Source organism: Stenotrophomonas sp. (assembly GCF_035634915.1).
In the GTDB taxonomy this organism is placed as follows: Bacteria; Pseudomonadota; Gammaproteobacteria; order Xanthomonadales; family Xanthomonadaceae; genus Stenotrophomonas.
Genome location: NZ_DASQCB010000009.1, coordinates 1 through 21,422, shown reverse-complemented (window position 1 = coordinate 21,422; position 21,422 = coordinate 1). Strand labels below are relative to the sequence as shown.

The following is a 21,422-nucleotide window of genomic DNA, read 5'->3' as shown; positions in this document are numbered from 1 at the left end:
GACGGGCCGTGCCGACCAACGGTCGGCACCTACCGGTTCTGTGCGGTTTCCTCTTCCCGCGCCGGTTCCGGCGGCGGCAGCTGCTCTTCCTTCGCGCGCTCGTTGCCCGGCAGGCTGGGGCGGGTTTCCATCAGCAGCGACAGCGCGGCCTTGGCCATCATGTGCGCGCTGATCGGCGCGGTGATGAACAGGAACACGGTGATCAGCAGCTCGCGCGGCTGCGGGTCCTGGCCCAGGAAGATGTGGTAGCAGACCGAGCACGCCAGTACGCAGCCCACGCCCAGCGTGCTGGCCTTGGTCGGCGCGTGCAGGCGCTTGAAGAAGGTCGACAGCTTCACCAGCCCCAGCGCACCCACCAGGATGAAGAAGCAGCCGAACAGCAGCAGCACCGACAGGGCGATCTGGATGAAGGTGATCATTCGACGATGTCCCGGCGCAGCACGAACTTGCTCAGCACCACGGTGCTGCCGAAGCCGAGCATGGCAATGACCAGCGCCGCCTCGAAGTAGATCGCCGAGTTCAGGTACATGCCGAACAGCATCAGTTCGGCGATGGCGGTCACCGACAAGGTGTCCAGTGCCAGGATGCGGTCGGGCACGGTCGGGCCGCGCAGCAGGCGCCAGGTGGCCAGCAGCATGGCCAGGCCGACCACGTGCATGCACACCACCAGGGTGGTCTGGATGATCTGGAATCCAGTCATGGGAAGATCTCCATCAACGGGGCTTCGTAACGTCGCTTGATCGTGTCGATCAGGTCCTGCGGGTCGTCCAGGTGCAGCACATGTACCAGCAGGTATCTGCGGTCATCGCTCAGCGCGGCCGACACGGTGCCCGGGGTCAGGGTGATCATGCTGGTCAGCGCGGCGATGCCGTGGATGTTGGCGATGTCCAGCGGCAACCAGATGAAACCAGGGTGGATGTTGCGTTCCGGGCCGAGCACCTGGATCGCCACGCGGATGTTGGACATCAGGATGTCCCACAGGGTGACGAACAGCAGCTTGGGCACCGGCCGCAGCGTACCGATGCGGGCGAATTCGCGGTCCAGGCGGGCGGCGAACAGCGGCACCACCACGCCCAGCACCACGCCCAGCACGATCTGGCCGAGGGTGAAGCTGTCGGACATCAGCAGCCAGAACGCCACCACCATGATGCTCAGGGCGGGCGAGGGGAACACGCGACGGCGGAGGGAACGCTTGGCGGTCATGGCTGGCGGATCTCCGGCGGGGTCGCCCGCAACTGCTGCACGTAGTCACCCGGCTGCAGCAGCTGGGCGGCGATGGCATCGGTGTGGCGCATCAGCGGTGCCGCGCCCAAGGTCATGCCGATGCCATAGGCCAGCAGCAGGCAGGCGGCATACAGTTCGATGCGGCGCAGCGGTGCCTTGCGCGGCGGCGGCGCGTCCGGGTCGGGCAGCGGCACGCGCCAGAACAGGCGGATGCCGCCGCGGGTCAGGCCCATGATGACCAGCAGGCTGCTGACCAGCACCGCCGTCCACACCGCGCCGGTGTACTGCGCCGGCATGCCGGCCAGCAGCGCGGCCTTGGCCAGGAAGCCGGACAGCGGCGGCAGGCCCGCCACCGAGACCGCACCGATCAGGAACAGCACGGCCGGCGTTTCCTTGCCGGGCATCGGTGCCACCACTTCCTTGCGGTCGCTGGCACCGCCGCGGCGGCGGCGGATCAGGTCGGCGACGAGGAACAGGGCGGCTGCCACGAACGTGCTGTGCGGCAGGTAATACAGGCCGGCCGACAGCACCTTCGGCGTGCCCACCGCGAAAGCGATGAACAGCGTCGCCGCCGAAACGATGACCAGATACGAGATCAGCACGCGCAGGCGGGCCGCGGCCAGTGCGCCCAGGCCGCCCAGCACCAAGGTGGCCACGCCGGCCCACAGCAGCCAGTCGCGGCCGTAGCCGGCCAGCGCGCCAGCATCTTCGCCGAACCACAGCATCTGCACGCGCAGCGCGGCGTACAGGCCGACCTTGGTCATGATCGCGAACAGCGCCGCCACCGCAGCCGGCGCGCGCGCATAGGACTCAGGCAGCCACAGGTACAGCGGCATCAGCGCGGCCTTGGCGCAGAACACCAGCAGCAACAGGCCGATGGTCGCCTTCACCAGGGTCAGCTGCGAGGCCGGTACTTCGGCAATGCGCTGCGACAGCTCGGCCATGTTCAGCGACCCCAGCGAGGCATACAGCAGGCCCAGCGCGATCAGGAACAGGGTCGAGGCGGTGACGTTGAACACCACGTAGTGCAGGCCGATGCGCATGCGCAGGCCACGGCCGCCGCTGAGCAGCAGGCCATAGGAGGCGATCAGCATCACCTCGAAGAACACGAACAGATTGAAGATGTCGCCGGTCAGGAACGCACCATTCAGGCCGACCAGCTGGAACTGGAACAGCGCATGGAAGTGCGGCGCACGCCGGTCCCAGCCCGAGCAGGCATGCATCAGGCAGGGAATGGCCAGCAGCAGGGTGGTCAGCAGCATCCATGCCGACAGGCGGTCGGCCACCAGCGCGATGCCCAGCCGCGAGGGCCAGTCACCCAGCAGGTAGACGTTGATGTCGCCGTCGGCAGTCTGCGCGAACAGCAGGCCCACCACCATTGCCAGCGCCGCCATCGCGGTCCAGGCCACGCTGCGCTGCACCTTGGGTCCGTAGCGGCGGTGTTCGACGAACAGCGAGAGGGCGGCGCCGAGCAGCGGAATCAGGATCGGCAGGATCACCAGATGGTTCATGCGTGGTCCTCGTCCCGACGCGGCGGGGCGTCCTCATCCGGTTCGTGCGCATCGACGTGGTCGCTGTGGTTGTCACTGCGGCTGCGCATGGCCAGCACGATGCTCACCGCGGTCATCGCAAACGCGATGACGATGGCGGTCAGCACCAGCGCCTGCGGCAACGGGTCGGTGTAGTTGCCCAGGTGGCTGTCCACGCCGTCCTTCAGCACCGGTGCCTTGCCCAGCACCACGCGGCCACCGGCGAAGATCAGCAGGTTGGTGGCATAGGACAGGAAGGTCATGCCGAGGATCACATCGAAGCTGCGCGCGCGCAGCAGCAGGTAGATGCCGATGGCGGTCAGCACGCCGATCGCGGTGGCCAAGGCCAGTTCCATCAGTGCATCTCCCCGGTACGGGCCGAACGGCGTTGCAGGTCGATCTCGCCGCGCCGCGCGGTGCGCGTGCGCGACGGCTTGACCGTGCCCATCATCGACAGCATCAGCATGGCGCCGCCGAACACCACCAGGTACACGCCGATATCAAAACCAATCGCGCTGGCCAGCGGCACCTCGCCGATCAGCGGCAGGTGCAGGTCGAGGTGGCCACTGGTCAGGAACGGGACGCCGAACAGCATCGAGGCGCTGCCGCTGAGCAGGGCGATCAGCAGGCCCACGCCGATGCAGCGGATGTAGTCGAAGCCGAAGCGCGATTCGACCGAGGCGGTGCCCTGGATGACGTACTGGATCAGCAGCGGCACGGCCAGCACCAGGCCGGCGATGAAGCCGCCACCGGGTGCGTTGTGGCCACGCAGGAACAGGAAGATCGACACGGTCAACGTGAGCGGGAACATGATCTGGGCCAGATCGGCCGGCACCGGCAGCTTGATCGGCGGCCCGGGCATGATCTGTTCCGGGGCCATGCGCGTGCGCCGCAGCAGGGCATGCACCACCAGCGCGGCGATGCCGAACACGGTGATCTCACCGAACGTATCGAAGCCGCGGAAGTCGACCAGGATCACGTTGACCACGTTCTGCCCATAGGCCTCGGGCAGGGCGCGGGCGAGCATCTCGCCGGCCATGGTGTTCGGCGGCAGCGTCATCGCGCTGTAGGCCAGCGCGCCCAGGCCGGCACCGGCGATGATGGCGATGACCGCATCGCGGCGCTTGCGCCAGCGCGGCCGCTCCGGCCCGGACTGGGCGGGCAGGTAGTTCATGCCCAGCAGCATCAGCACCAGGGTCACCATCTCCACCAGCAGCTGGGTCAGCGCCAGGTCCGGTGCGGACAGGAACACGAAGGTCAGCGCCACCATCAGGCCGACGCCACCGACCAGCAGCACCGCCAGCAGGCGCTGCTTGTAGACGCGCAGGGTGGCTACGGCGCAGGCCATCATCACCAGCCACAGTGCCCAGCCCAGCAGCGGGATCGGCTGCGGTGCAGTCCAGTTGGGCGAGGCCGGGTTGGCCACGTAGGGCGCAGCGGCCACCGTGATCGCCACCAGCACCAGGCCCAGCAGCATGCGCTGCAGGCTGCCGTTGGCGATTCCGTTGGTCAGGCGCATCGCAAGCGCGGAAATCGTATCCAGCTGCGCGTGGAAGACGTTGCGGCCAGTGGCGGTGTTCTCCACGCCGTGCAGGTTGATCAGCTTGCGCAGGCCGAAGTACAGCGCCACGCCACCGACCACGCCGATCGCGCTCATCGCCAGCGGCAGGTTGAAGCCGTGCCAGACCGACAGGCTGTATTCGGGCATGGCGCTGCCGAGGATGGAACCGGCCGCCGCATGCAGCACCGGCGCGACGGTCAGTGCAGGGGCGATGCCCACCGCCACGCAGATCACCACCAGGATCTCCACCGGCACCTTCATCCAGCGCGGCGGCTCGTGCGGCACGCGGTCCAGATCGTGCGGGCCGGGGCCGAAGAACGTGTCGTGCACGAAGCGCAGGCTGTAGGCCACACCGAACACGCCGGCCAGCAGCGCTGCGATGGAGACTGCCGTGCGCATGGTGCCCGGGCCGCCAGCGGTCAGCGCTTCGGCAAACAGCATTTCCTTGGACAGGAAGCCGTTGAGCAGCGGGATGCCGGCCATCGCCAGCGAGGCGATGATCGCCAGCGCGCTGGTGAAGGGCATCAGCTTCCGCAGCCCCCCCAGTTTGCGCATGTCGCGGGTGCCGGTCTCGTGGTCGATGATGCCGGCGGCCATGAACAGCGAGGCCTTGAAGGTGGCGTGGTTGAGGATGTGGAACACGCCGGCCACCACCGCCATCGGCGTGGACAAGCCGAACAGCAGGGTGATCAGGCCCAGATGGGAAATGGTCGAGTAGGCCAGCAGGCCCTTCAGGTCGTGCTGGAAGATCGCGTTCCAGGCGCCGATCAGCAGGGTGAGCGCGCCGATGCCGCTGACCGTGTAGAAGAACAGGTCGCTGCCGGCCAGCGCCGGGTGCAGGCGCGCCAGCAGGAACACGCCGGCCTTCACCATGGTGGCCGAATGCAGGTAGGCCGATACCGGCGTAGGCGCGGCCATCGCGTGCGGCAGCCAGAAATGGAACGGGAACTGCGCGCTCTTGGTGAAGATGCCGGCCAGCACCAGGAACAGGGCGTAGGGGTAGAGCGCGCTGGCGCGGATCTGGTCGCCGGCGGCCAGCACCACGTCCAGGTCGAAGCTGCCGACGATGCGGCCGATCAGCAGCACGCCACCGAGCAGGGCCAAGCCGCCGCCACCGGTGATCACCAGCGCCATCCGCGCGCCCTCGCGGGCATCCCTGCGGTGCGACCAGAAGCCGATCAGCAGGAACGAGCTGATGCTGGTCATTTCCCAGAAGATCATCAGCAACAGCAGGTTGCCGGAGATCACCATGCCCAGCATGGCGCACATGAACAGCAGCAGGTAGCAGTAGAAGCGGTGGGCGTTGTCCTGGCTGCTGAGGTAGTAGCGCGCATACAGCACCACCAGCGCGCCGATGCCCAGCACCATGCCGGCGAACATCCAGGCCAGCCCATCCAGGCGCAGGGCGAAGTCCAGCCCGATCTGCGGCAGCCAGGGCACCAGGCTGCGAACGATCTCCCCGCCCATCACTGCTGGGGTCAGCCAGCCAAGGATGGCCAGTCCGCCCAACGGCGCCAGCGCCGCCAGCCAGGCGGCTGTCGAGCGGGAACTACGGGGGAAGGCCGCAACCGCCACTGCCATCAGGAACGGCAGGGCCAGCAGCAGGGGCAGGCTGGGGAGCATGCAGGGAATCCATGATTCACGAGCAGGTCATTGAGTCTAACAGTCAGCCAAATGTCGCCGAAACCCATGTAACGGCCACAAACAGCATGTAACGTGCGCTATTCATCTTTTTTGCGGTGCGGCAGGGCGATTTTCGTGCCTTGCAGGGTGTGGTCGCCGGCTTTGCCGGTTCGGCTCCCTACGCTCGCGCATGGGCACCTGCGGCCCCATGTGGCAACGGCTGGAAGCTGCTCGGCAGGCGCGCAGGCAGGCCGCCGCCACCCGTGAATCGCAGGCTGGCAGGTCGATCGTGGAGCAGGGGTGACGGAGCCGGCCCGTTCAGGAAACGACGGGCGGTGACGCGCAGAGAGCGGTCAGTAGCGCCAGTCCAGTTTCCGGTAGGCCTTGGCCATCACCCAGGCCGGGCCGATCAACAGGTAGGTGAGGTCGGTCAGGAAGCTGGGCTTGCGGCCTTCGAATTTGTGGCCGATGAACTGCGCCACCCAGGCCACCACGAACACGCCCAGCGCCAGCCACCGCAGGGCCTGCAGCCCGATTTCGGCCTCCAGCAGGCGGCACAGGCAGCCGAACACGAAGAACTGGATGAGCATGCCGATGCCCAGCGGGCGCGACAGCTTGTTGTAGAAGCACCAGGCGCTGAACATCGCGAAGGCCGACCAGATGCCGTACTGGAACCAGGTGATCAGCGGCGGCAGGCACCACAGCAGGGCCACCACCGACCACAGGATGGCCGGCACCGCCACCACATGGATGCGCTGGTTGATGACGTTGCGGTGGTCGTCTGAATAGCTGGCGAAGTAGCGGTCGATCGGCCGCGCAAGCTGGGTGGTGGTCTGCATGCGGCCAGCATACTCCGCCCGGGCCAAGCGGTGCGGGGGCAGGGCGCCGACCGGGTAATCCCGAACGGGCGGGGCCGACGCGGTGGGGCGGGCGTGTGGGGTTGCCGGCATCAGAACGCCCCCAGCCAGTCCGGCCGGGGGCGCTGGGGCAATCAGTCGACGCTGATGCCTGCCAGGCGCTGCAGCGCCTCGGCGTACTTGGCGCGGGTACGCTCGATGATGTCCGCCGGGATGCTCGGGCCCGGGGCGGTCTTGCCCCAGTCCAGCGTCTCCAGGTAATCACGCACGAACTGCTTGTCGTAGCTCGGCGGGCTGGTGCCCACTTCGTACTCGTCGGCCGGCCAGTAACGCGAGGAATCCGGGGTCAGCATCTCGTCCATGATGTACAGGCGGCCATCGGCATCGGTACCGAACTCGAACTTGGTATCGGCCAGGATGATGCCGCGCTCACGGGCGTAGTCCGCCGCGAACTTGTAGATGCGCAGGGTGGCATCGCGCACGCGCTCGGCCAGGTCCGCGCCCACCTGCTTGACCATCGCATCGAAATCGATGTTCTCGTCATGGTCGCCGACGGCGGCCTTGGTGGACGGGGTGAAGATCGGCTCGGGCAACTGCTCGGCCTGGCGCAGGCCGTCAGGCAGGTCGATGCCGCTGACCTTGCCGGTGCGCTGGTAATCCTTCCAGCCGCTGCCGATCAGGTAGCCGCGGGCGATGGCCTCCACCGGCACCGGCTTCAGCTTGCGGGTGACCACCGCGCGCTTGGCGTACAGGGCCGGGTCCACGCCCTCGGGCAGCACGCTGGCCACGTCGATGCCGGTCAGGTGGTTGGGCATCAGGTGCGCGGTCTTGGCGAACCAGAAATTGGACACCTGGCAGAGCATCTCGCCCTTGCCCGGGATCGGGTCGGGCAGGACCACGTCGAACGCCGACAGGCGATCGGTGGCCACCATCAGCAGGTAGTCGCCCGGCGGGGTCCCTGCAGGCAGCCGCTCGCGCGGGATATCGAACACATCACGCACCTTGCCGCGATGGCGCAAGGGCAGGCCGGGGAGATCGGATTGCAACAGCGTGGTTGGCACGGGCACTCCTGGGGCTTCGTCGATACGGCTGCCCAACGGACCCGGCGGGCCCGCTGACCAGCGGGCGGCCTAGTGTAAAGCGGTCCGGGCCCGCTGTGACGTAAAATGAGCGTCCATTTCGCCGGTCGACCCTGGGGCGCCATGCGCTGGTACGGAAAACTGCTCGGTTTCATCGCCGGCGCCCTGCTGTTCCGGCCCAACCCGCTGTTCGGGGCGGTCATCGGCCTGCTGCTCGGCCATGCGTTCGATTCGGACTGGTTCCGCCTGAACAAGGAAAACCCGTACCGGGAGCTGGGACTGACCTCCGAGGCCACCGACGCCGAGGTCGAGCGGGCCTATCGCAAGCTCATTTCCCAGTACCACCCCGACAAGCTCGGCGGCGCGGCCCCCGAGCTGCAGCAGCAGGCCGAGCAGAAGTCGCGGCGGATCAACGCCGCCTACGACCGCATCAAGACGCTGCGCAAGCGCTGACCCCTTTCCCTCGTCTCCAAGGCCCCGGCCATGTCCAACTGCCTCATCGCCCCGTCCATCCTGTCCGCCGATTTCGCCCGCCTGGGCGAGGAAGTGGACAACGTCCTGGCCGCCGGTGCGGACTGGGTCCATTTCGACGTGATGGACAACCATTACGTGCCCAACCTGACCATCGGCCCGATGGTCTGCCAGGCCCTGCGCAAGCACGGCGTCACCGCGCCGATCGACGTGCACCTGATGGTCGAGCCGGTGGACCGCATCATCCCGGACTTCGCCGAGGCCGGTGCCACCTACATCAGCTTCCACCCGGAGGCCAGCCGCCACCCGCACCGCACCATCCAGCTGATCCGCTCGCTGGGCTGCAAGCCGGGCATCGTGCTGAACCCGGCCACCCCGGTGGACATCCTGGACTGGGTGCTGGATGACCTGGACCTGGTGCTGCTGATGTCGGTCAACCCGGGCTTCGGCGGCCAGGCGTTCATTCCTTCGGCGCTGGACAAGCTGCGCGTGGTCCGCCAGAAGATCGATGCCAGCGGCAAGGACATCCGCCTGGAGATCGACGGTGGCGTGAAGGCCGACAACATCGGCGCGATCGCTGCTGCCGGCGCCGACACCTTCGTGGCCGGCTCGGCCATCTTCAACGCCAAGACCAGCTACCAGGACGTGATCGCGCAGATGCGCGCGAATGTCGCTGCCGCCCGCTGACAAAAAGGGGACGGAGGGGATTAAGCTCGATTAATCCCCTCCGTCCCCTTTTTTGATCTTCATGGCACTGTTGAACATCCGCGCGGCCACCGTGGCCGACGCCGGCCTGATCCTGCGCTTCATCCGCGAACTGGCCATCTACGAGAAGGCTGAGCACGCGGTGCAGACCGATGAGATCGGCATTGCCGAGAGCCTGTTCGGTGCCGATGCCAGTGCTCGCGCGCTGATCTGCGAAGCCGAGGGCGAAGCCATCGGCTATGCGGTGTACTTCTACAACTATTCCACCTGGCTGGGCCGCAAGGGCATCTACCTGGAAGACCTGTACATCAGCCCGGAAAAGCGCGGCGGCGGTGCCGGCAAGGCACTGCTGAAGTACATCGCGCGCCAGGCCGTGGCCGAAGGCTGCGGTCGTTTCGAATGGTCGGTGCTGGACTGGAACACGCCGGCCATCGCGTTCTACACCGCCGCCGGCGCAAAGCCGCAGGATGAGTGGACCGTGTACCGCCTGCAGGGCCAGGCGTTGCACGATTTCGCCAACGGTTGAGGCGCAAGGCAGCCACGCATGGCGTGGCTCTACTGGGCCGGCGCCTCAACCCGGGTGTGGTCGTTGCGAACCGCAACCCGGTGGGTGCGAACCTTGGTTTGCACTGCTCGAGCGTGCAAAAAAAAGCCGCGCCAATCCCCGGCGCGGCTTCGCTGCATTCGTGGGAGGCTGATCCTGCCTCCATCCATCGTCCCTGCTATGGCCTTCCATTCTCCGGGTGCGCGATGACACCTGCGTGACACCGCACCCAGGAGAGCCACGCCACGCGTGGATGCCTCCCGCGTTGCCTTTCACCGGCGGCAAACGCCGCGTTGATAGCCTGTGCCACCCTCACTGGAAGCATCCTGCATGACCACCCCGCGTTGGCGCCTGATCCTCAACGGAAAATCCGCGGGCGATGAAGCACTGCGCGAGGCGGTCGGCTACTGGCGCGGGCAGGGCGTGCAACTGGAAGTACGGGTGACCTGGGAAGAGGGCGATGCCGAGCGCTACGTGGCCGAAGCCATCGACCATGGTGTGGACGTGATCGTGGCAGCGGGTGGCGACGGCACGCTCAGTGCCGTGGCCGAAACCCTGGCCCATCGCGATGAGCCGGCCGACGCGCTGCCGTCGCTGGCGCTGGTGCCGATGGGCACGGCCAATGATTTCGCCACCTCGGCCGGTGTTCCCACCGGGCCCAGGGAGGCATTCGCGCTGATCGCGCAGGCGCCGGCACGGCCCATCGATCTGCTGCGGGTGGATGCCGATGGCAAACCCTGGTGGTGTGCCAACCTGGCCAGCGGTGGCTTCGGCACCCAGGTGACCGTGGAAACCGATGCGGGCCTGAAGAAAATGCTGGGCGGCTTGGCCTACGTCATCACCGGCATCGCCAAGCTGGGCCGCATCGAGCCGATCACCGCGCGCCTGACCGGTCCGGATTTCGCCTGGGACGGTGGTTTCATCGCCCTGGGCATCGGCAACGGCCGCCAGGCCGGTGGCGGCCAGCAGCTGTGCCCGCAGGCGCTGATCGATGATGGCCTGCTGGACGTCACCGTGGTGCCCCAGCTGGAAGGCGAGGTGGCCGCGACGCTGGGCCAGATGCTGACCGGTGGCAAGGAAGCCGCACTGGAGCGCGTGGCGACCCGCGCACAGTTGCCGTGGCTGCAGATTGACGCGCCGCAGGCGCTGACGCTGAACCTGGACGGCGAGCCGGTACAGGCCCGCCGCTTCCGCATCGATTGCGTGGCAGGTCGGGTGCGCATGCATCTGCCGGCCGGTTGCGAGCTGCTTTCCGGGGCAGGGGTAGCTTCGGCTGGGTAGAGTCGACTGTCAGTCGACTAACGCGCGTAGCGCGGGCATTTCCGCCACCGATGGAAGAGCAGTCGACCAACAGTCGACTCTACCGGCCTCCGCCCCGATCCCTGCAACCGGCACCGCGCTTGCCGTGGTTCAGTTTCGCAGGGTTTCCCTGCCGCCGAACCTGCGTTACAGTCAACGGGTGTCCAGCCTGACGACCCCGCATACCCTTTCTTCCGCACGCCGTTGGTGGCGATGGTGGCCCGTTGCCGTCGTCCGCCCCCATAACGCTGTGTCCCGGAAGGAAAGTCGTCTTGAACTCGCTCGCTCAGTTTCAGCAGCAGGCCGCTGAAGGCCACACCCATATCCCCGTTGTCCGCGAAGTGCTGTCCGACCTGGACACGCCGCTTTCGGTCTATCTGAAGCTCGCCGACGGCCCCAATACCTACCTGTTTGAATCCGTCGAAGGCGGCGAGCGCTTTGGTCGTTACTCGATCATCGGCCTGCCGGCCCGTCGCGTGTATGCCTTCCACGGCCACACCCTGACCGTGCGCGAGGACGGCGAGGTGGTGGAAACCCGCGAAGTGGCCGACCCCTTCGCCGAGGTCGAGGCGCTGCGCAGCGCCCACTCGGTGCCGAAGCTGGACGGCCTGCCGGGCTTCACCGGTGGCCTGGTCGGCTGGTTCGGCTTCGAATGCATCGGCTACATCGAGCCGCGCCTGGCTCCGCCGGCCGGCCGCGACGAACTGGGCACGCCGGACATCCTGCTGCTGGATTCCAACGAACTGGCCGTGTTCGACAACCTCAAGGGCCGGCTGTACCTGATCGTGCATGCCGACCCGCGGGTCGACGGTGCGTTCGACCAGGCCCAGGCCCGCCTGGATGCGCTGACCGCCAAGCTGCGTGCGCCGGGTGCGGGCTATCCCGCGCCGTTGACCAGTGACGTGCTGGACGAATCCGATTTCATCTCCGGCTTCACCCGCGAGGGCTTCGTCGATGCGGTCCAGCGCAGCAAGGAATACATCCGCGCCGGTGACATCTTCCAGGTGGTGCTGAGCCAGCGCCTGAGCGTGCCGTTCAAGGCGCGCCCGGTGGATGTGTACCGCGCGCTGCGTGCGCTGAACCCGTCGCCGTACATGTACTTCCTCGATGTGGGCGACCTGCAGGTGGTCGGTTCGTCGCCGGAAATCCTGGTGCGCCTGCAGGATGGCGAAGTGACCGTGCGCCCCATCGCCGGCACCCGCCCGCGCGGCGCCACGCCCGAGCTGGACCTGGCGCTGGAAGCCGAACTGCTGGCCGATCCGAAGGAACGCGCCGAGCACCTGATGCTGATCGACCTGGGCCGCAACGATGCTGGTCGGGTGTCCAGGGCCGGCACCGTGGAAGTGGGCGAGCAGTTCGTGATCGAACGCTACAGCCACGTCATGCACATCGTCAGCGAAGTGACCGGGCAGCTGCAGCCGGGCCTGAGCTATGCCGACGTGCTGCGCGCCACCTTCCCGGCCGGTACCGTCAGCGGCGCGCCGAAGATCCGTGCGCTGGAAGTGATCCGCGAGCTGGAACCGATCAAGCGGAATGTCTACGCCGGCAGCATCGGCTACATCGGCTGGCACGGCGATGCCGATACCGCCATCGCCATCCGCACCGCCGTCATCAAGGATGGCCGCCTGTACGTGCAGGCCGGCGCCGGCATCGTCTACGACTCGGACCCGGACAAGGAATGGGACGAGACGATGAACAAGGGCCGCGCGCTGTTCCGCGCTGTCGCCCAGGCCGCCAAGGGCCTGTAAGCCTCTCTGTGCCGTGGCCTGCGCTGCGGCACCCTCCGCTGTTCCCGATCAAGACAAGGAGTACCGCATGAAGCTGCTGAGCGCATTGCTGTGGTCGTCGCTGCTGGCCACGATGGCCCCGTCTGCGTGGGCGCAGGCCAACACCATTCCCTCCCAGCCACACCTGCTGGTGAAGGGCAGCGCCGAGCGCCAGGTCATGCCGGATCGTTTCGGTGTCTCGGTACGCCTCAATTCGGTGGACCTGAAGACCGAGGCGGCACGCCGGCGCGTGCAGGACAACGGTCGCCAGGTGCTGGCTCTGTTCAAGCGCAGCGATGCGCTGGCCGACACCATCAAGTCCGAGAATCTGCAGGTGAGTCCGCAGAGCCGGTACAAGGATGGTGAGAGCGTCTTCGTCGGCGTCTCGGTCAGCCAGTCACTGAGTGCGAGCTTCGCTGATGGCGCGAGTCTGCAGCGCTTCCTGGGCGCGCTGCAGGCGAGCAAGGAAGTGCAGGTCACCACCCAGAACCCGGCCTATTCGGCAGAGGGAAAGCTGCGTGCCGAGCTGAAGGCCGAGGCGGCCCGGCAGACCCGCGAGTCGGCCGCCGGCCTGGCCGGTGCCTATGGCGCAAAGGTCATTGGCCTTTACAGCATTTCCGATGTCTCGCCGGACTTCGCCTACGGCGTGCAGGCCGGCGACTGGCCGCGCGGCCAGAACGGGCCGCCTGCGCTCAAGAACCTTTCCCCGCCCAAGCCGAGCCCGGTGTCGGCGCCGCCGCAGGATGGTTTCAATGAGAGTGGCGAAGTCATCGCCTCCGGCCCCATCACCTACACCGAAACGTATACGCCATTTTCCTGATAAGCGACGGAACCTGACCATGTTGTGGATGATCGACAACTACGACAGCTTCACCTACAACCTCGTGCAGTACCTGCAGACGCTGGGCGCCGAGGTGAAGGTGGTGCGCAACGATGCGATGAGCGTGGACGAGATCGCCGCGCAGAAGCCCGAGCGCATCGTCATCTCGCCCGGCCCGTGCACGCCCAACGAAGCGGGCGTGTCGCTGGAGCTGATCCAGCGCCTGGGCCCGACCACGCCCATCCTCGGTGTCTGCCTGGGCCACCAGGGCATCGGCCAGGTCTACGGCGGCACGGTCATCCGCGCCGGCAACATCATGCATGGCAAGACCTCGCCCATCCGCCATGAAGGCAAGGGCGTGTTCGCCGGCCTGCCGGACCGCTACCAGGCCACCCGCTACCACTCGCTGGTGGTGGACAAGCACAGCCTGCCCGACGCGCTGGAAGTGACCGCCTGGACCGAGAACGAGGACGGCTCGATCGAAGAGATCATGGGCCTGCGCCATCGCCAGTTCCCGGTGGAAGGCGTGCAGTTCCACCCCGAATCCATCCTCACCGAACACGGCCACGCCCTGCTGCGCAACTTCCTGCAGCGCCCGGCGGCCTGATCCAAGGAGCATTCCCATGAGCTTCTCCCCCCAGGAAGCCCTGCAACGCACCATCGAGCACCGCGAAATCTTCTTCGACGAAATGGTCGACCTGATGCGGCAGATCATGCGCGGCGACGTCTCGCCGATGATGACCGCCGCCATCCTTACCGGCCTGCGGGTGAAGAAGGAAACCATCGACGAGATCGCCGCGGCGGCCACGGTCATGCGCGAGTTCGCGCTGGCGGTGCCGGTGGCCGATACCACCCACCTGGTCGACATCGTCGGCACCGGTGGCGATGGCTCGCATACCTTCAACATTTCCACCTGCGCGATGTTCGTCGCCGCCGCCGCCGGTGCGCGCGTGGCCAAGCACGGCAACCGCAGCGTGTCGTCCAAGTCCGGCAGTGCCGATGCGGTGGAAGCGCTGGGCGCGGCCATCGAACTGCAGCCGGCACAGGTCGCTGCGGCCATCGAACAGACCGGCATCGGCTTCATGTTCGCGCCCATCCACCACCCGTCGATGAAGGTGGTCGCGCCGGTCCGCCGCGAGATGGGCGTGCGCACCATCTTCAACATCCTCGGCCCGCTGACCAACCCGGCCAGCGCACCGTCGGTGCTGATGGGTGTGTTCCATCCCGATCTGGTCGGCATCCAGGCGCGCGTGCTGCGCGAACTGGGCACCGAACGCGCCATGGTGGTCTGGGGCCGCGACAACATGGACGAGATCTCGCTGGGTGCCGGCACCCTGGTGGGCGAGCTGCGCGACGGCAAGGTGCGTGAATACGAGATCCACCCGGAAGACTTCGGCATCGCAATGTCGGCCAGCCGCAACCTGCGCGTGGACAGCCCCGAGCAGTCCATCCAGATGCTGCGCGCGGTGCTGGACAACACGCCGGGCCCGGCGCTGGACATCGTCGCCCTGAACGCTGGTGCGGCCCTGTACGTGGCCGGCGTGGCCAGCGACATCGGCGACGGCCTGGCCCGTGCCCGCGCCGCCATCGCCGATGGCAGCGCCCGCGGGCGCCTGCAGCAGTACGTTGACACCACCCGCGCGCTGGTTGCCTGAGCGCGCGGTTCAGCCTGACCCACCCGATGGCCGATAATGGCCGCACTCACCGCCCCCGCATTGAACCGACGACGATGAGCGACATCCTGCAGACGATCCTGGCCCGCAAGGCCGAAGAAGTGGCCCAGCGCCGCGCCCAGCGCCCGCTGGAGGCGCTGCAGGCCGCCCTGGCCAGTGCCCCGCCGGTCCGTGGCTTCGTGCGTGCGCTGCAGGCGGCCGTGGCCAACGGCGACCCGGCGGTCATCGCCGAGGTGAAGAAGGCCAGCCCGTCCAAGGGCGTCATCCGCCCGGACTTCCGCCCGGCCGACATCGCCGTCAGCTACGAGTTCGGCGGCGCCAGCTGCCTGTCGGTGCTCACCGATGTCGATTTCTTCCAGGGTGCCGATGCCTACCTGCAGCAGGCCCGCGAGGCCTGCACGCTGCCGGTGCTGCGCAAGGACTTCGTGATCGACGCCTACCAGGTGTACGAGGCGCGCGTGCTGGGCGCCGACTGCATCCTGCTGATCGTCGCCGCGCTGGACGATACCCAGCTGGCCACCCTGTCCGAACTGGCCCTGTCGCTGGGCATGGACGTGCTGGTGGAAGTGCATGACATCGACGAACTGGAGCGCGCGCTGCAGGTGCCGGCGCCGATGATCGGCATCAACAACCGCAACCTGCGCACCTTCGAGGTCTCGCTGCAGACCACCCTGGACATGCAGAACGCCGTGCCGCGCGACCGCCTGCTGGTGACCGAAAGCGGCATCCTCGGCCCGCAGGACGTGGCCCTGATGCGCGACGCCGGCATCCACGCCTTCCTGGTCGGCGAGGCCTTCATGCGCGTGGAAGAGCCGGGCGAGGGCCTGCGTCAGCTATTCTTCGCGGCATGACAACGCACTATCCAACGCCGCGCGAGGATGCGCCGCTGGTGGTCTTCGACTTCGACCACACCCTCTACGACGGCGATTCGGGCACCCATCTGTTCGCCTCGCTGATCAAGCGCAACCCGCTGCGCATGCTGGCCGCGCTGCTGGTCACGCCCATTGCCGGGCCGATGGTGGCCCTGCTGCCGACCCGCCGTGCCGGCATTTCGGTCTATGTGTGGATCGGCAGCTTCGGCCTGCACCGGGCGCGTGACTTCAACAAGGTCATCGACGCCTACGTGCTGCGCAACGAGGCGCAGATGCGCGCCAAGCTGCTGCCGCAGGCGCTGGAGGTGTTTGCCGCGCACCGCGCCAAGGGCGACCGCGTGGTGGTTGCCACCGGCGCACCGCCGGAGCTGGCCCGCGCCATCCTCGGCTTCGTGGCCCACCAGGACGTGCCGGTGATCGGCACCGAGGTCGGCCCGCGCCTGGGCGGTGTCGGCCCGACCCGCCACTGCCACAACGAAGAAAAGATGCGCATGCTGCGCGAGCGCGGCTATGGGCAGATCGACATCGCCTATTCCGACAGCACCGCCGACCTGCCGCTGCTGCTGGCGGCCAAGGCCCCGGTGGTGGTGAACCCGAAGCGCTCCAAAGTGGACTTCTTCCGCAGCGTGCTGCCGGCGGGCACCCGCATCCTCAACTGGGGCTGCGTGGACCGCGGCGGCGAGAAGGCCTGACCGGCGCCTGTTGTAGCGTCGAGCCATGCTCGACTGCGTTTCGCGAAGAGCCGCCGGGCATGGCCCGGCGGGCAGTCAGCGCCCCAGATACCCGCCTACCGCATGGCCGATCTGGAACAGGCTGATGGCCAGCACCAGCACACCCACGGCGATCAGCACCCAGCGCTCCTTCAGCCGCTTCACCAGCAGCGCCGCCACCGGTGCGGCCATCATGCCGCCGATCAGCAGGCCGGCCACGATCTGCAGGTGATGCAGGCCCATCGACATCAGGAACGTGGCTGAAACCGTCAGCGTGACCACGAACTCCGAGGCGTTCACCGTGCCGATGGTGGTACGTGCCTGGCCGCCCCGGGCGAGCAGGGTGGAGGTGGCCACCGGCCCCCAGCCACCGCCGCCGCTGGCATCGAGGAAGCCGGCCACGAAGCCCAGCACGGGCACCCGCTTGACCTCGCCCTTGGGCATCAGCCGCCCGGCAGCGCGGGCCAGGATGATGATGGCCAGCACCAGCAGGTAGAGGTAGATGAGCGGGCGGATCACGTCGCCCGGCAACTGTGTGAGCCCGTAGGCGCCCACCGCACCGCCCACCGCGCCGGGAATGGCGAGGCGGAAGAACAGGCGTTTATCGACATTGCCGGCGACCAGATGCGACACACCGGAGGCGCCGGTGGTGAACACTTCGGCGGTATGGATGGCCGCACTGGCCTGCGCCGGCGGGATGCCCATGGCCAGCATCACCGACGAGGACACCAGACCAAAGGCCATGCCCAGCGCCCCATCGACCAGCTGTGCGCCGAGGCCGATGAGGATGAACCACCAGAATTCGCTGCTCAGTTCCATGCACCGAGCCTAGCGGATGCGCGTGTGCGGAACGTGCGAGGGCGTGCGGACCAAGGTCCGCACCCACCGGGCGTGGTCAACGGGTGCCGTACAACACCACGGTCTTGCCGCGGGCATGCAGCAGGCCATCGGTCTGCAGCTTCTTCAGTACACGGCCGGCCATTTCACGCGAGCAGCCGACCAGGCGGGCCAGTTCCTGGCGCGAGACGCGCAGCTGGCTGCCCTGCGGGTGGCTCATCGATTCCGGCTCCTGGGCCAGATCGTGCAGGGTGCGCACGATGCGGTCGGTCACGTCTAGGAACGCCAGGCGGCTGGCCTTGCGGCTGGTATCGAGCAGGCGCTTGGAAATCTGCTGGCCCAGCGCAAACAGCAGGCGCGGGGCATCGGCCGAGAGCGGGCCCAGGAACAGCTGGTGCAGGCGCTCGTAGCTGATTTCAGCCAGTTCACAGGCGGTGCGCGTGCGCAGGATCACCTCGCGGCGGTCCGATTCCACGAACAGGCCCATCTCACCGACGAACTCGCCGGCGCCGAAGTAGCCCAGGACCAGCTCGCGGTCGTCATCTTCCTCGGCCATGATCGAGACCGAGCCGCTGATGACGTAGTACAGGGTTCCCGCCGGGTCCCCAGGGCGGAAAACGTCGGTCCGGGTGGGGTAACGCCGCCGGTGGCTGTGGGCCAGGAAGCGGTCGATGGTGGCGATGTCCAAGGCCAATGGGCTGCTAGCTAGGCGCACGGTTGACACGATAGGGGCGCTCCCTCTGCGCATGAACGGATTCACAGGTTCGATGGCGGAGCTTAACCAGCGCACCTGTTAAGGGCAAATAGTGTGCCAGAGTCGTGACCTCTTCACGTTCCCCCCGGGGGCACTTTGCCCCATAATTCACCCTTTCCCTTCTTACACAGGAATCGACCGCCGTGGTCAAGCCGTTGCCTCGCCTGAGGCTGCAGGGTTTCAACAACCTCACCAAGGCGCTGAGCTTCAACATCTATGACGTGTGTTACGCGCGCACCGAAGAGGAGCGTCAGCGTTACATTGAATACATCGATGAAGAGTACAACGCCGACAGGCTGACTCAAATCTTGACCGATGTCGCCGAGATCATCGGCGCGAACATCCTGAACGTGGCCCGCCAGGACTACGATCCGCAGGGTGCCTCGGTGACGATCCTGATCTCCGAAGAGCCGGTGATCGACAAGAAGCAGGCCGGCAAGGAGCTGATCTCCGACGCCGTGGTCGCGCACATGGACAAGAGCCACATCACTGTCCACACCTACCCGGAGACCCATCCGCAGGAAGGTATCGCGACGTTCCGCGCTGACATCGACGTGGCCACCTGTGGCGTCATTTCGCCGCTGAAGGCCCTGAACTACCTGATCGAGAGCCTGGAATCGGACATCGTGATCATGGACTACCGTGTCCGTGGCTTCACCCGTGATGTGAAGGGCAAGAAGCACTACATCGATCACAAGATCAACTCGATCCAGAACTTCCTGGCCAAGAACATCAAGTCGCGTTACGAGATGTTCGACGTCAACGTCTACCAGGAAAACATCTTCCACACGAAGATGCACCTGAAGGACTTCGACCTGGACCAGTACCTGTTCGAGGAAAAGGCCAAGAACCTGTCGTTCAAGGAACGCATGAAGATCGAAGCGCTGCTCAAGCGCGAGATCGAAGAGCTGTTCCACGGGCGCAACCTGTCCGAGTAAGACCCGTGTGCGATGCCCTCGGCATCGCCACCCAGGCGGGACGACCCGCCCCGTGGAACGCGCTTCCCGCGCAGTTTCCAGTTCCACGGTGATGTACCGATCCACGGCCCGGTGTGAAAACACCGGGCCGTTTTGTTTTTCTTCAACAAGGTGAGGAGTGCCCCCATGCCCTGGATCTACCTGTTGCTGGCCGGTCTGTTCGAGATCGGCTTCGCGCTCGGAATGAAGTACTCAGAGGGCTTCAGCAAGCCGCTGCCCACCGCCGCCACCGTCGTGTCGGCGCTGATCAGCCTGTATCTGATGAGCCAGGCGATGAAGTCCATCCCGGTCGGCACGGCCTACGCCATCTGGACCGGCATCGGCGCCATGGGCGTGGCGGTGCTGGGCATCTTCCTGTTCAACGACAGCGCCTCGCCGGCCCGCCTGGCCTGCGTGGGCCTGATCGTGGCCGGCGTAATCGGCCTGAAGCTGGTATCGCCCAATTAAGCAGTCGAGCAAGCCCGACGCTAGCGTCCGGTAGCGCCGGGCCATGCCCGGGGGCCTTACAGCCGGTAAGCGATGTGCTTCATCACCTTCGATGCCAGCGCCATCGCGCCCGGAATCGGGAACGGCAGGCGGCGGGCGCCGGCCTGCTCGGCATGGTCCGCGTGGCGGGCCTCGTCTTCCTTCATCACCCGGATGACCGCGCGGCTGCGCAGGTCACCGGCCGGCAGATCGACCAGATGCTCGTCCAGGTGGGCTTCCACCTGACGCTCGGTTTCGACCACGAAGCCCAGGTTCCAGCCATCGCCGCGAAGACCGGCCAGGGTGCCGATGGTGTAGCTGCCGGCGTACCAGAGCGGGTTGAACAGGCTGGGGCGGCTGTCCAGCTCGCCCAGCCGGGTCGCGCACCAGGCCAGGTGGTCGGTCTCTTCCTGGGCCGCTTCCAGCAGGTGCTCGCGGGTGGACGGGTCGCGGGCGACCGCGGCCTGGCCGAAGTACAGGCCCTGCGCGCAGACCTCGCCGACGTGGTTGATCCGCATCAGGCCCGCGGCATGACGGCGCTGCGCGGTGTCCATGCCAGGCTCATCGGTATCGGCGGCCGGGTAGGGCCGCGATGCCGGCGGGTTGCCGAACACCGTGTCCAGGGCGCGCTGCGCCTCGGTCAGCAGGTGGTCCAGCGGGGTGGTCTGGCGGAGCACGGTCATGGCGGCACGGCGTGGGGCGGGAGACCCCCGATTCTCGCCCGGCCCCGGCCCCCTGCCAACCCGGTGCAGGGTCTGGCTTGCGCCCGGCCGCCGGGGTAAGTACAATCCCGCCTCTTACGCTTCACCTTTTCACAACGCGTGGCAGAGTTCCGGCGAGTCTTTCGCCGCAATGAGCCCGACCTAACCTAGAGTTCTTCATGAGCACTTTCACTGCCAAGAACGAGACCGTCCAGCGCGACTGGTACCTCGTCGACGCCGAGGGCAAGACCCTGGGCCGTCTCGCCACCGAGCTGGCCCGCCGTCTGCGCGGCAAGCACAAGCCGGTCTACACCCCCCACGTTGATACCGGCGACTACCTGGTCGTCATCAATGCAGAAAAGATTGCCGTCACCGGCAAGAAGCTGCAGGACAAGATGTATCACCGTTTCACCGGTTACATCGGCAACCTGAAGACCGAATCCCTGGCCCAGGCGCTGGAGCGCCACCCGGAGCGCGTGATCGAGATCGCCGTGAAGGGCATGCTGCCGAAGGGCCCGCTGGGTCGCCAGATGTACCGCAAGCTCAAGGTCTACGCCGGCACTGAGCATCCGCACGCCGCACAGCAGCCGCAGGTTCTGGATATCTAATCATGGCTATCACTCAAAACTACGGCACTGGCCGCCGCAAGTCCTCCACCGCTCGCGTGTTCCTGCGCAAGGGTTCGGGCAACATCACCGTCAATGGCCGTCCGCTGGACGAGTTCTTCGGTCGTGAGACCGCGCGCATGATCGTGCGCCAGCCGCTCGAGCTGACCAAGAACACCGAAAGCTTCGACATCCTGGTCACCGCCGCTGGCGGCGGCACCACCGGCCAGGCCGGTGCGATCCGTCTGGGCATCGCCCGTGCGCTGGTCGAGTACGACGAAACCCTGAAGTCCGAGCTGCGCAAGGCTGGCTTCATGACCCGTGACGCCCGTGAAGTCGAGCGTAAGAAG

Annotated in this window: 25 protein-coding genes; 14 read left to right on the top strand and 11 right to left on the bottom strand. The window is 66.9% G+C overall.

The genetic code is table 11. The features are described from left to right. Positions 1 to 29 precede the first annotated feature (29 nt). From VER16_RS06345 to VER16_RS06310, 8 genes are all read right to left on the bottom strand, one after another. Positions 30 to 419: a Na+/H+ antiporter subunit G gene (locus VER16_RS06345; RefSeq protein WP_313205588.1), complete on the bottom strand. Its 390-nt coding sequence runs from the start codon at positions 417 to 419 to the stop codon at positions 30 to 32. Further along, positions 416 to 700, bottom strand: a complete 285-nt coding sequence (locus VER16_RS06340; protein ID WP_006399171.1) for a K+/H+ antiporter subunit F — start codon at positions 698 to 700, stop codon at positions 416 to 418. The genes VER16_RS06345 and VER16_RS06340 overlap by 4 nt, the downstream gene beginning before the upstream one ends. Beyond that, positions 697 to 1,203 (bottom strand): Na+/H+ antiporter subunit E, encoded by a 507-nt coding sequence (locus tag VER16_RS06335; RefSeq protein WP_324806388.1) that lies wholly within the window; start codon positions 1,201 to 1,203, stop codon positions 697 to 699. The genes VER16_RS06340 and VER16_RS06335 overlap by 4 nt, the downstream gene beginning before the upstream one ends. After that, positions 1,200 to 2,735: a monovalent cation/H+ antiporter subunit D gene (locus VER16_RS06330; protein WP_324806386.1), complete on the bottom strand. Its 1,536-nt coding sequence runs from the start codon at positions 2,733 to 2,735 to the stop codon at positions 1,200 to 1,202. The genes VER16_RS06335 and VER16_RS06330 overlap by 4 nt, the downstream gene beginning before the upstream one ends. Then, positions 2,732 to 3,109, bottom strand: a complete 378-nt coding sequence (locus VER16_RS06325) for a Na+/H+ antiporter subunit C (RefSeq protein WP_108766605.1) — start codon at positions 3,107 to 3,109, stop codon at positions 2,732 to 2,734. Before VER16_RS06325 ends, VER16_RS06330 begins: the two co-directional genes overlap by 4 nt. Continuing rightward, positions 3,109 to 5,937, bottom strand: a complete 2,829-nt coding sequence (locus VER16_RS06320) for a monovalent cation/H+ antiporter subunit A (RefSeq protein WP_324806383.1) — start codon at positions 5,935 to 5,937, stop codon at positions 3,109 to 3,111. Before VER16_RS06320 ends, VER16_RS06325 begins: the two co-directional genes overlap by 1 nt. Before the next feature lie 353 nt (positions 5,938 to 6,290). After that, positions 6,291 to 6,776, bottom strand: coding sequence for a DUF962 domain-containing protein (locus tag VER16_RS06315; protein ID WP_324806381.1), 486 nt, complete (start codon positions 6,774 to 6,776; stop codon positions 6,291 to 6,293). Between the two features lie 152 nt (positions 6,777 to 6,928). Further along, positions 6,929 to 7,855, bottom strand: a complete 927-nt coding sequence (locus tag VER16_RS06310) for a phosphoribosylaminoimidazolesuccinocarboxamide synthase (protein ID WP_324806380.1) — start codon at positions 7,853 to 7,855, stop codon at positions 6,929 to 6,931. 141 nt (positions 7,856 to 7,996) lie between these two features. Here VER16_RS06310 and VER16_RS06305 point away from each other — a divergent pair, with 141 nt between their 5' ends. The 10 genes from VER16_RS06305 to VER16_RS06260 all read left to right on the top strand — a co-directional run bounded on the left by VER16_RS06305 (position 7,997) and on the right by VER16_RS06260 (position 16,715). Continuing rightward, positions 7,997 to 8,326: a J domain-containing protein gene (locus VER16_RS06305; RefSeq protein WP_079223907.1), complete on the top strand. Its 330-nt coding sequence runs from the start codon at positions 7,997 to 7,999 to the stop codon at positions 8,324 to 8,326. A gap of 30 nt (positions 8,327 to 8,356) precedes the next feature. After that, positions 8,357 to 9,031, top strand: a complete 675-nt coding sequence (gene rpe / locus VER16_RS06300; protein WP_108766603.1) for a ribulose-phosphate 3-epimerase — start codon at positions 8,357 to 8,359, stop codon at positions 9,029 to 9,031. Between the two features lie 61 nt (positions 9,032 to 9,092). After that, entirely contained in the window at positions 9,093 to 9,575 is a 483-nt protein-coding gene (locus tag VER16_RS06295; protein ID WP_324806376.1) for a GNAT family N-acetyltransferase, read from the top strand. A gap of 348 nt (positions 9,576 to 9,923) precedes the next feature. Then, entirely contained in the window at positions 9,924 to 10,874 is a 951-nt protein-coding gene (gene yegS / locus VER16_RS06290) for a lipid kinase YegS (RefSeq protein WP_324806374.1), read from the top strand. A 290-nt stretch (positions 10,875 to 11,164) separates the two neighbouring features. After that, positions 11,165 to 12,640, top strand: coding sequence for an anthranilate synthase component I (trpE, locus tag VER16_RS06285; protein WP_324806372.1), 1,476 nt, complete (start codon positions 11,165 to 11,167; stop codon positions 12,638 to 12,640). Between the two features lie 67 nt (positions 12,641 to 12,707). Next, positions 12,708 to 13,478 carry an SIMPL domain-containing protein gene (locus VER16_RS06280; protein ID WP_324806370.1) on the top strand — a complete coding sequence of 257 codons (771 nt, stop codon included), beginning with the start codon at positions 12,708 to 12,710 and terminating at the stop codon, positions 13,476 to 13,478. A 19-nt stretch (positions 13,479 to 13,497) separates the two neighbouring features. Then, positions 13,498 to 14,085 carry an anthranilate synthase component II gene (locus VER16_RS06275; RefSeq protein ID WP_049448425.1) on the top strand — a complete coding sequence of 196 codons (588 nt, stop codon included), beginning with the start codon at positions 13,498 to 13,500 and terminating at the stop codon, positions 14,083 to 14,085. 16 nt (positions 14,086 to 14,101) lie between these two features. After that, on the top strand, positions 14,102 to 15,133 hold the full coding sequence (trpD, locus tag VER16_RS06270) for an anthranilate phosphoribosyltransferase (protein ID WP_324806366.1): 1,032 nt from the start codon (positions 14,102 to 14,104) through the stop codon (positions 15,131 to 15,133). Positions 15,134 to 15,207: 74 nt separating this feature from the next. Then, on the top strand, positions 15,208 to 16,002 hold the full coding sequence (gene trpC, locus VER16_RS06265; protein ID WP_049443903.1) for an indole-3-glycerol phosphate synthase TrpC: 795 nt from the start codon (positions 15,208 to 15,210) through the stop codon (positions 16,000 to 16,002). Beyond that, on the top strand, positions 15,999 to 16,715 hold the full coding sequence (locus VER16_RS06260; protein WP_324806363.1) for a haloacid dehalogenase-like hydrolase: 717 nt from the start codon (positions 15,999 to 16,001) through the stop codon (positions 16,713 to 16,715). Before trpC ends, VER16_RS06260 begins: the two co-directional genes overlap by 4 nt. 75 nt (positions 16,716 to 16,790) lie before the next feature. On the opposite strand, the gene VER16_RS06255 is transcribed toward VER16_RS06260, so the two are convergent. After that, positions 16,791 to 17,552: a sulfite exporter TauE/SafE family protein gene (locus tag VER16_RS06255; RefSeq protein ID WP_324806361.1), complete on the bottom strand. Its 762-nt coding sequence runs from the start codon at positions 17,550 to 17,552 to the stop codon at positions 16,791 to 16,793. Positions 17,553 to 17,628: 76 nt separating this feature from the next. Then, complete coding sequence (crp, locus tag VER16_RS06250; protein WP_324806359.1) at positions 17,629 to 18,318, bottom strand: cAMP-activated global transcriptional regulator CRP; 690 nt, start codon at positions 18,316 to 18,318, stop codon at positions 17,629 to 17,631. 149 nt (positions 18,319 to 18,467) lie between these two features. Here crp and speD point away from each other — a divergent pair, with 149 nt between their 5' ends. Then, on the top strand, positions 18,468 to 19,262 hold the full coding sequence (gene speD / locus VER16_RS06245) for an adenosylmethionine decarboxylase (protein ID WP_006473908.1): 795 nt from the start codon (positions 18,468 to 18,470) through the stop codon (positions 19,260 to 19,262). 165 nt (positions 19,263 to 19,427) lie between these two features. Beyond that, positions 19,428 to 19,748 (top strand): DMT family transporter, encoded by a 321-nt coding sequence (locus tag VER16_RS06240; protein WP_108747533.1) that lies wholly within the window; start codon positions 19,428 to 19,430, stop codon positions 19,746 to 19,748. Positions 19,749 to 19,804: 56 nt separating this feature from the next. Here VER16_RS06240 and coq7 read toward each other — a convergent pair whose 3' ends face one another. Beyond that, positions 19,805 to 20,449, bottom strand: coding sequence for a 2-polyprenyl-3-methyl-6-methoxy-1,4-benzoquinone monooxygenase (gene coq7, locus VER16_RS06235; RefSeq protein ID WP_324806353.1), 645 nt, complete (start codon positions 20,447 to 20,449; stop codon positions 19,805 to 19,807). Positions 20,450 to 20,646: 197 nt separating this feature from the next. Between coq7 and rplM the strand changes: the two genes are divergently transcribed. Continuing rightward, entirely contained in the window at positions 20,647 to 21,075 is a 429-nt protein-coding gene (gene rplM / locus VER16_RS06230) for a 50S ribosomal protein L13 (protein WP_005414692.1), read from the top strand. 2 nt (positions 21,076 to 21,077) lie between these two features. Beyond that, positions 21,078 to 21,422: 30S ribosomal protein S9 (gene rpsI / locus VER16_RS06225; RefSeq protein ID WP_324806352.1), on the top strand; the 345-nt coding region annotated here is incomplete at its 3' end.

What these genes read in the sequence shown, in the direction of transcription:
- VER16_RS06345 (WP_313205588.1), bottom strand. Translation starts at nt 419, where the DNA reads ATGATCACCTTCATCCAGATCGCCCTGTCGGTGCTGCTGCTGTTCGGC.
- VER16_RS06340 (WP_006399171.1), bottom strand. Translation starts at nt 700, where the DNA reads ATGACTGGATTCCAGATCATCCAGACCACCCTGGTGGTGTGCATGCAC.
- VER16_RS06335 (WP_324806388.1), bottom strand. Translation starts at nt 1,203, where the DNA reads ATGACCGCCAAGCGTTCCCTCCGCCGTCGCGTGTTCCCCTCGCCCGCC.
- VER16_RS06330 (WP_324806386.1), bottom strand. Translation starts at nt 2,735, where the DNA reads ATGAACCATCTGGTGATCCTGCCGATCCTGATTCCGCTGCTCGGCGCC.
- VER16_RS06325 (WP_108766605.1), bottom strand. Translation starts at nt 3,109, where the DNA reads ATGGAACTGGCCTTGGCCACCGCGATCGGCGTGCTGACCGCCATCGGC.
- VER16_RS06320 (WP_324806383.1), bottom strand. Translation starts at nt 5,937, where the DNA reads ATGCTCCCCAGCCTGCCCCTGCTGCTGGCCCTGCCGTTCCTGATGGCA.
- VER16_RS06315 (WP_324806381.1), bottom strand. Translation starts at nt 6,776, where the DNA reads ATGCAGACCACCACCCAGCTTGCGCGGCCGATCGACCGCTACTTCGCC.
- VER16_RS06305 (WP_079223907.1), top strand. Translation starts at nt 7,997, where the DNA reads ATGCGCTGGTACGGAAAACTGCTCGGTTTCATCGCCGGCGCCCTGCTG.
- rpe (WP_108766603.1), top strand. Translation starts at nt 8,357, where the DNA reads ATGTCCAACTGCCTCATCGCCCCGTCCATCCTGTCCGCCGATTTCGCC.
- VER16_RS06295 (WP_324806376.1), top strand. Translation starts at nt 9,093, where the DNA reads ATGGCACTGTTGAACATCCGCGCGGCCACCGTGGCCGACGCCGGCCTG.
- yegS (WP_324806374.1), top strand. Translation starts at nt 9,924, where the DNA reads ATGACCACCCCGCGTTGGCGCCTGATCCTCAACGGAAAATCCGCGGGC.
- VER16_RS06280 (WP_324806370.1), top strand. Translation starts at nt 12,708, where the DNA reads ATGAAGCTGCTGAGCGCATTGCTGTGGTCGTCGCTGCTGGCCACGATG.
- VER16_RS06275 (WP_049448425.1), top strand. Translation starts at nt 13,498, where the DNA reads ATGTTGTGGATGATCGACAACTACGACAGCTTCACCTACAACCTCGTG.
- trpD (WP_324806366.1), top strand. Translation starts at nt 14,102, where the DNA reads ATGAGCTTCTCCCCCCAGGAAGCCCTGCAACGCACCATCGAGCACCGC.
- trpC (WP_049443903.1), top strand. Translation starts at nt 15,208, where the DNA reads ATGAGCGACATCCTGCAGACGATCCTGGCCCGCAAGGCCGAAGAAGTG.
- VER16_RS06260 (WP_324806363.1), top strand. Translation starts at nt 15,999, where the DNA reads ATGACAACGCACTATCCAACGCCGCGCGAGGATGCGCCGCTGGTGGTC.
- VER16_RS06255 (WP_324806361.1), bottom strand. Translation starts at nt 17,552, where the DNA reads ATGGAACTGAGCAGCGAATTCTGGTGGTTCATCCTCATCGGCCTCGGC.
- crp (WP_324806359.1), bottom strand. Translation starts at nt 18,318, where the DNA reads ATGCGCAGAGGGAGCGCCCCTATCGTGTCAACCGTGCGCCTAGCTAGC.
- VER16_RS06240 (WP_108747533.1), top strand. Translation starts at nt 19,428, where the DNA reads ATGCCCTGGATCTACCTGTTGCTGGCCGGTCTGTTCGAGATCGGCTTC.
- coq7 (WP_324806353.1), bottom strand. Translation starts at nt 20,449, where the DNA reads ATGACCGTGCTCCGCCAGACCACCCCGCTGGACCACCTGCTGACCGAG.
- rplM (WP_005414692.1), top strand. Translation starts at nt 20,647, where the DNA reads ATGAGCACTTTCACTGCCAAGAACGAGACCGTCCAGCGCGACTGGTAC.